Origin of the sequence: Pseudonocardia xinjiangensis, from assembly GCF_012911925.1 — a bacterium.
Classification (GTDB): domain Bacteria; phylum Actinomycetota; class Actinomycetes; order Mycobacteriales; family Pseudonocardiaceae; genus Pseudonocardia; species Pseudonocardia xinjiangensis.
This window is the reverse complement of sequence record NZ_JAAXKY010000055.1, coordinates 35,515-42,584: the sequence shown is the minus strand read 5'-3', so window position 1 is coordinate 42,584 and position 7,070 is coordinate 35,515. Positions and strand designations below refer to the sequence as shown.

The 7,070-nt window shown below is 68.8% G+C and carries 7 protein-coding genes; 3 read left to right on the top strand and 4 right to left on the bottom strand.

The window, feature by feature from the left end; translation table 11 throughout:
* The first annotated feature begins 284 nt into the window (after window positions 1-284).
* The 3 genes from HF577_RS17875 to HF577_RS17865 are packed head-to-tail and all read left to right on the top strand — an operon-like array spanning window position 285 to window position 3,550.
* Window positions 285-1,241 (top strand): carbohydrate ABC transporter permease, encoded by a 957-nt coding sequence (locus HF577_RS17875; protein ID WP_169397015.1) that lies wholly within the window; start codon window positions 285-287, stop codon window positions 1,239-1,241.
* On the top strand, window positions 1,238-2,125 hold the full coding sequence (locus HF577_RS17870; RefSeq protein WP_169397014.1) for a carbohydrate ABC transporter permease: 888 nt from the start codon (window positions 1,238-1,240) through the stop codon (window positions 2,123-2,125). Before HF577_RS17875 ends, HF577_RS17870 begins: the two co-directional genes overlap by 4 nt.
* 51 nt (window positions 2,126-2,176) lie before the next feature.
* Window positions 2,177-3,550 carry an ABC transporter substrate-binding protein gene (locus HF577_RS17865; protein WP_211174443.1) on the top strand — a complete coding sequence of 458 codons (1,374 nt, stop codon included), beginning with the start codon at window positions 2,177-2,179 and terminating at the stop codon, window positions 3,548-3,550.
* Between the two features lie 46 nt (window positions 3,551-3,596).
* On the opposite strand, the gene HF577_RS17860 is transcribed toward HF577_RS17865, so the two are convergent.
* The 4 genes from HF577_RS17860 to fmdA form a co-directional block, all read right to left on the bottom strand.
* A complete protein-coding gene (locus HF577_RS17860; protein ID WP_169397013.1) occupies window positions 3,597-4,193 on the bottom strand; it encodes an HdeD family acid-resistance protein in 597 nt (198 codons plus the stop codon).
* Window positions 4,194-4,301: 108 nt separating this feature from the next.
* The gene (locus HF577_RS17855; protein WP_169397012.1) at window positions 4,302-5,285 is read right to left on the bottom strand and encodes an antibiotic biosynthesis monooxygenase; all 984 of its coding nucleotides are present in this window, start codon (window positions 5,283-5,285) and stop codon (window positions 4,302-4,304) included.
* A 186-nt stretch (window positions 5,286-5,471) separates the two neighbouring features.
* Window positions 5,472-5,723, bottom strand: a complete 252-nt coding sequence (locus tag HF577_RS17850) for a hypothetical protein (protein WP_169397011.1) — start codon at window positions 5,721-5,723, stop codon at window positions 5,472-5,474.
* A gap of 83 nt (window positions 5,724-5,806) precedes the next feature.
* Window positions 5,807-7,060, bottom strand: coding sequence for a formamidase (gene fmdA, locus HF577_RS17845; protein WP_169397010.1), 1,254 nt, complete (start codon window positions 7,058-7,060; stop codon window positions 5,807-5,809).
* Window positions 7,061-7,070: the final 10 nt, after the last annotated feature.

The following is a 7,070-nucleotide window of genomic DNA, read 5'->3' as shown; positions in this document are numbered from 1 at the left end:
CGCCCGGTCCACGGCACCCCCGCGCCCCCCACGAATAACGGCGCGGGATCCGCCGATCCGCCCTTGTTGGGGCTCCACCATCTGGTGCGCGCCCGTTTTCGCACGATTGACGCATATGTCGGGATAGCTGATCGGAACGGGGATACATCAGCCCCTGCCGGTGGCCGGGTGTTGGGGAAGCGGCTGACTTCGGATCACCAACCGCTCATTTCGTGTTGCCAAGGTCTGCCCAGCCGCGGACCACCGCGGTGTCGATCGACGGGCAGGGACTGCGGAGTGCGGGAATGTCATCGGTAACGTCCGTGCGGGTGGCGCCACCGCCACCGACCGTACCCAAGCCGGCCCCGGCGCCGCGACGCCGTTTCGGAGCCCGTGAGCGCCACGACTTCCTCGTGTTCCTCGCCCTCGCCGCCCCGAACATCCTTTTGATCGTCGCCTTCAGCTACCGCCCGCTGCTGAGCAACATCTACTACTCCACCCTCAACTGGACCCTGGGCGCGGCCACGGCCGTGCCCGTCGGCCTGGGCAACTACGTACGGTTCTTCACTTCACCGGACACCCTCGAGATCGCGCGGGTGACCGCGATCTTCACCGTCGCCACGGTCGGCGGGTCGATGCTGCTGGGCCTGCTGATCGCGCTGGCGCTGAACCGCAGCGTCCGGGGCGTCGGCTTCGCCCGCGCCGCGGTGTTCTCACCGTTCGTGCTCTCCGGGGTCGGCGTGGGGCTGATCTGGTCGTTCATGTTCGACCCCACGCTCGGCCTGATCGCCCAGGTGCTGAACACCGTGGGGCTGCCGAGCCCGCAGTGGTTCAACGACCCGTCGTTGAGCCTCGTGATGGTGATCGTCGTCTACGTCTGGAAGAACATGGGCTACGCGGCGGTGATCTACCTCGCCGGGCTCCAGTCCGTGCCGCGCGACCTGCTCGAGGCAGCGTCCATCGACGGGGCGGGCCCGCTGCGGACGTTCCGGTCGATCGTCCTGCCGATCCTCTCCCCCACCACGTTCTTCCTGCTGGTCACGAGCGTTCTCAACTCGCTGCAGGCCTTCGACATCATCCGGATCATGACCCCGCTCGGCCAGGGCACGACCACGCTGATCTACGACGCCTACCTGCAGGCCTTCGGCGGCTACAACCGCGCCGGCTACTCCGCCACCGTGTCGACGGTCCTGTTCGGCCTGCTGGTGCTGTTCACCGCCGTCCAGATGCTGGTCCTCGAGCGACGGGTGCACTACCGATGACCCTCACGGCGACGGGACCCGAGCCCGTCACCCGCGCGCACCCGCTGGCCCCGCGCAACCTCCTCTCCGCGGCGGTGGGGTCCTACCTCCCGATCGTGCTGGCCGTCGCGGTCGTCGTGCTGCCGCTGGTGTGGATGATGCTCTCGTCCTTCAAGACGCCGACCGAACTGCTGAGCCGGGACCTGTCCTCGCTCCTGCCCGGCAGCCTCGCCCCCACCAACTACGTGCAGGCCGCCCGCGACGTCCCCTTCGTGCGGCTGTTCCTCAACTCGGCGCTCGTGACCGTGGTCGGAGCCGGGCTCAAGGTGCTGCTGGCGATCTCCACGGCCTACGCGCTGGTCTTCGTGCGGTTCCCCGCCAAGAAGCTGATCTTCGCCGGGATCCTGGTGACGCTCATGGTGCCGCCGCAGGTGTCGCTGCTGCCGAACTACATCCTGGTCACCGGCCTCGGCGGCGCCGACACCTACTGGGGGATCATCCTGCCCGGCCTCGGCACCGGGTTCGGCACGTTCCTGCTCCGCCAGCACTTCATGACGCTGCCGATGTCGATCCTGGAGGCGGCCGAGATCGACGGCGCCGGCCACTGGCGCAGGCTCACCCGCATCGTCGTGCCGATCTCCGCGCCCAGCATCGTGACGGTCGCGCTGGTCAGCATCGTGTTCGAGTGGAACGACTACCTGTGGCCGCTGGTCATCGTCAGCAACCCGTCGATGATGACCCTGCCGGTCGGCCTCACGCTGCTGACCAACAACGAGAACGGCATCGCCGCGTACGGGGTGCTCATGGCCGGTTCCGTCGCCGTCATCGTGCCGGTCCTCATCGTGTTCGCCGCGCTCCAGCGCTACGTCATCTCCGGGCTCACCCAGGGCGCCGTGAAGGACTGAGCGAGCACCGCACCACCGTTTTTCTCTCCCCACCCATCAAAAGGACCTTCCATGCCCTCCGGTACCTCCCCCCGCGCTGCACTGACCCCGGCCATGGACCGGCGCGGTTTCCTGCGCCTCGCCTCGGCCGTCGGGCTCACCGCGGCCGTGGCCGCGTGCGGCGGCCCCGCGACGACCTCCGGTGCCGCCCCGGCAGCGACGACGACCGAGATCGACTACTCGGGGGTGAAGCCGGCTGCCCAGATCACCTGGTGGTCGAGCAACCCGGGCTCGTCCCAGGCGGTGTCGCAGCAGATCGTCGACGCGTTCCACGCCGCCCAGCCCGACATCAAGGTCACCCTCGTGACGGCGGGCAAGGACTACGAGGAGATCGCGCAGAAGTTCCAGACCGCCCAGACCGGCGGGACGCTCCCCGACCTCATCGTGCTGTCCGACGTCTGGTGGTTCCGGTACTACATGCTGGGGTCCATCGTCCCGCTCGACTCGCTGATCAGGACCGTCGGCATCGAGACCCCCGACTACCGCGACCAGCTGCTGGCCGACTACCAGTACGCGGGCGGGCAGTGGGCGATCCCGTGGGCCCGTTCGACGCCGCTGTTCTACTACAACAAGGCGCACTGGGCGGCGGCCGGGCTGCCCGACCGGACCCCGACGACGTGGACCGAGTTCGCGGAGTGGGCGCCCCGGCTGCAGGCCTCCGGCACCGGTGTCCAGCACGCGTTCCAGCTGCCGGCACTCGCGGGGTACGCCGGGTGGACCTTCCAGAACAACCTGTGGGGCTGGGGCGGCGGGTGGAGCAAGGACTGGGACGTCACCAGTGACTCCGCGGAGTCCGTCGCCGCGATGCAGTTCCTGCAGGACTCGGTGTACAAGAACGGGTGGGCCGGGGTGTCGAGCAAGGACTCCAGCAACGACCTGTCCGCCGGGGCCGTCAGCGCAACCGTGGCCTCCACGGGCAACCTGGTCGGCATCCTCAAGGCCGCCACGTTCGACGTCGGCGCGGGTCCCCTCCCCGGTGGTCCCGTCGTCACCTCCCCGGTGTGCCCGACCGGCGGCGCCGGCCTCGGGATCCCGAAGGACATCCCGAAGGAGAACCAGCTGGCCGCGGCCACGTTCCTGAAGTTCCTCACCTCGCCGGAGAACACCGTCGCCTTCGCCGACGCCACCGGATACCTGCCGGTGCGCAAGTCCGCCGACATCTCCGGCCTCGTGACGAAGACCCCGCAGAGCAAGGTCGCGATCGACCAGCTCGAGGTCACCCGCGTGCAGGACCGGGCGCGCGTGTTCTTCCCCGGCGGCGACCAGGAGATGGCCAAGACCTGCGCGAACATCCTGACCCAGCAGGCCGACCCCCAGGCGGAGCTGACGGCGCTGAAGAAGACCCTGACCGGCATCTACGACCAGGACGTCAAGCCGAACCTGTAGCCCGACCGCTGGTCCGCCGCCGGCAGTCCGCCGGCGGCGGCCCGGCTCACTCCGTGGTCGCCCGCTGTTCCTGACCGACACCGCCGCGGGCGTCGACCGCGCGCCGCAGGCGCAGCGCCCACACGACCAGGATCACGCCGAAGACGATGGAGAAGATCCCCACCACCCACAGGAGCGTGACGAGCCCGGCACCCGGCCAGGCGAGCAGCACGATGCCGAAGAGCACGCTGACGACGCCTCCCGCCAGCATCCAGCCCCACGTCGCCGCACCCATCTTGCGCATCGTGAACGACTCGACGAGCTGGCCCACGCCGTTCACGATGCTCCAGAAAGCGATCACGAAAAGGATCGCCAGCACCGTGACGCCGGGCCACGCGAAAGCGATGATGCCGGCGATGAGCGACACGACACCCTGGAAGACGTGCCAGCCCCAATGTGATTCTTCCTTGCGGTGCCGGATCCCGGCAATGATCGCCGTGATGCCGTCGATGATCGCGTAGGCCCCGAAGACGAACACCAGGGCGAGCAGTGCGGTACCCGGTGCGAAGAGCGCGAACAGGCCGAAGAGGATCGCCAGTATCCCGCGGATCAGCACCAGCCACCAGACTCCGCGAATTGCTGACGCCGGTTCCGACGTAGTCATGATCCGCTCCTGTCTGCAGCGCATGTCGGGCATTAATGAATGTGTCACGGTACCGTTCGAACGGCTGCCGTCGAGCCCCTGAACGGGGCAGTCGGCAATCCGCGCCCGTTACGGGAGCGTCCAGAAGTGGTCGGTCACCAGGAAGAAGACCACCGCCCAGACGACGTTGACCGCAATCGCCACGACGAACCCGATCAGGTTGGTACGCGGTTGCGGAGCATCACCGGCGGGCCGCAGCCACCAGCGCAACAACGGGTTCCCGTAGCGCGGCATCGTCAGGTACGTCATCACGAAGCTCGACAGGAGGTTGCCGATCAGCAGGGACTGCCACAGGGCCAGACCGGGCACCAGCACCGCCAGACCGAGCGTCAGCACCATCGCCGTCGGGTAGAGGCCGACCCACACGACGACCGCCGACTTCACGTTCGACGGCGGCGCCGCCTCCCGCCCACGCTCGTCGAACGCGAACCAGTTGCCGAAAGAGCTGTCGATGGTGCGTAGCTGGAAGTCATGGAACCGGTCGCCCTCGTCGAGCAGCTCCCGTCTGCGGCCCGACGTCAGCCACCGGTCGAGCGTCGCCGCGGAGTCGAACCGATACAGCGTGGTCCACTCGTCCTGCACACCCTCGATCGGCCGGAAGATCTCGGATCCCCGAAAGCCGGGGAACTCGCCCTCCGCCGCGGTGACATGGCTCTGCCACTGGAGGAACGCGGCGGTGTCCTCCGTCCTGACGCGATGCGTCACCACGACCGTGACGAGCGCATCGCCGGAATCCTCACCGCGGGTGAGCACCTGCTGTGTCGGCGGGCCGGCGAAGTACGCGGCGCCCCGGTCGAGAAAGCTCTGGCGGGTCGCGCTGTTCAACCAGCTCCGGAGATGGTCCAGGGAGTCGAACCGGTAGACCACGACCCAGTCCGGCTGCACCGGGGTGGGCGGCGTGATCGTGGCGCCGAGGAACCCGGGATACGTGCCCGCTGCAGCGTTCAGGTCGTTCTGCCACATCTCGAACGCTTCCGAACAACCGTCCCGGACCTGTTGCCCGATGATCACCGTCGCCCGTTCCTCGAGGGCCTTGTCACTGGCTGTCGCCATTCACATCACCCCCTCGGGGCAGTCATTCGCTTCCGGCGCCCCGGCCAGCGACGAGAACGCGGCGGAAAGCGCCTCGTCGAGCCGACGGGCGTACCCGTCTACTCGGAGACCTGGGCAGGCCGTTACCAGCCGCGAAAAGCACCGATCGCGGCACGGAGCACCGCTTTTCCCGAGCGGCCGCGAGGATCAGGGGGCCTCGCGGTCCTCATCGGGGTGCTCGGCGTCCTCGGCGAGCGCCTCGTCGATGAGCCGCTCCAGATCGGCGAGGTTGTGCCGGGGCCCGTCGGTGCGCAGCACGACGACGCCGTCGTCGTCCACACCTGCCTCGGCGAGCGCCTCGGTGATGTCGTGGGCGGCGAGCAGCGCCTCCTTGCCGAACCGGTCGTACGCGAGGTGCTTCGGGTGGACCTCGGGCTGCTCCGGGGTGTCGTCGTTCATTCGCGAGGCCTCCAGGTCACCCACGCCGGGTGACCCGCGCGCCGGTGTGGCGCACGGGTCGCCCGTTCTTCAGGCGGCGGCGTTCACGACGTCATCGCGCACTGCCCGCGGTCCTGCATCACGGGTCCGCTCGCCGACGGCCTCAGGTCGAAGTCGAAGATGGCGGTGGGCAGGTAGAGCGAGCAGCAGGCGTTCGGGATGTCGACGACGCCGCTGATGCGTCCCTCGATCGGCGCCGAGCCCAGCAGCAGGTAGGCCTGCTCGCCCGAGTAGCCGAACTTCGTCAGGTACTCGACCGCGTTGAGACACGCCCGCCGGTAGGCGACGGTGGCGTCGAGGTAGTAGTTCTCGTCGGTCTCGCGGTCGACCGACAGCCCGATGAAGGTCAGGAACTCCGAGTACCGCGGCTCCACGTTGCCGGGCATGAACACCGGGTTCGTCGTGACCCCGTAGGTCTCCATGCCGCCCTTGAGCAGGTCGACGTGGAAGTCGATGAAGCCGCCCATCTCGATCGCGCCGCAGAACGTGATCTCGCCGTCGCCCTGGCTGAAGTGCAGGTCGCCGCCGGAGAGCTTCGCCCCGGGGACGTGCACCGGGTAGAAGACCCGGGAGCCGCGGGTGAAGTTCTTGATGTCGTGGTTGCCGCCGTTCTCCCGGGCGGGCACGGTCCGCGCGCCGTCGCGGGCGATGGCCTGGGCCACCTCGCCGTCCGCGGTACCGCCCAGCGAGTTCTCCATGAGCGGCGGGAGCGCGAGCGGCGGAACGCGGTCCGGCTCGCGATCGATCAGTGCGCGCTCCCGGCGGTTCCACCGATCGAGCAGTTCGGCCGACGGCGCGGTGCCGAACAGGCCCGGGTGGGTGATACCGGTGTAGCGCACCCCGGGAATGTGCCGCGATGTCGCCACCTGCCCGGCGAAGTCCCAGATCGCCTTGTACGCGTCGGGGAAGTAGTCGGTCAGGAAGCCGCCACCGTTCGCCTTGGCGAAGATCCCGGTGTAGCCCCACCCCTGGCCGGGGGCGTCCCCGTACTCCTGGGGTGCCGGCACCGGGCCCAGGTCGAGGATGTCCACGATGAGCAGGTCACCGGGCTCCGCGCCCTCCACGGCGATCGGGCCGCTCAGCATGTGGCATGCGGTCAGGTCGACGTCGCGTACGTCGTTCGCCGAGTCGTTGTTGCCGATCTGGGCGTCGGTCCACTCCTTGCACTCGACGCGGATCTGCTGCCCCGGCCGGACCGTCACCGCGGCAGGCACATCCGGGTGCCAGCGGTTGTGCCCCGGGACCGCCTGGTCGTGCATGGACTTGGACTGGTCGACGGTGAACACCACATCGGGCATGGCGGATCTC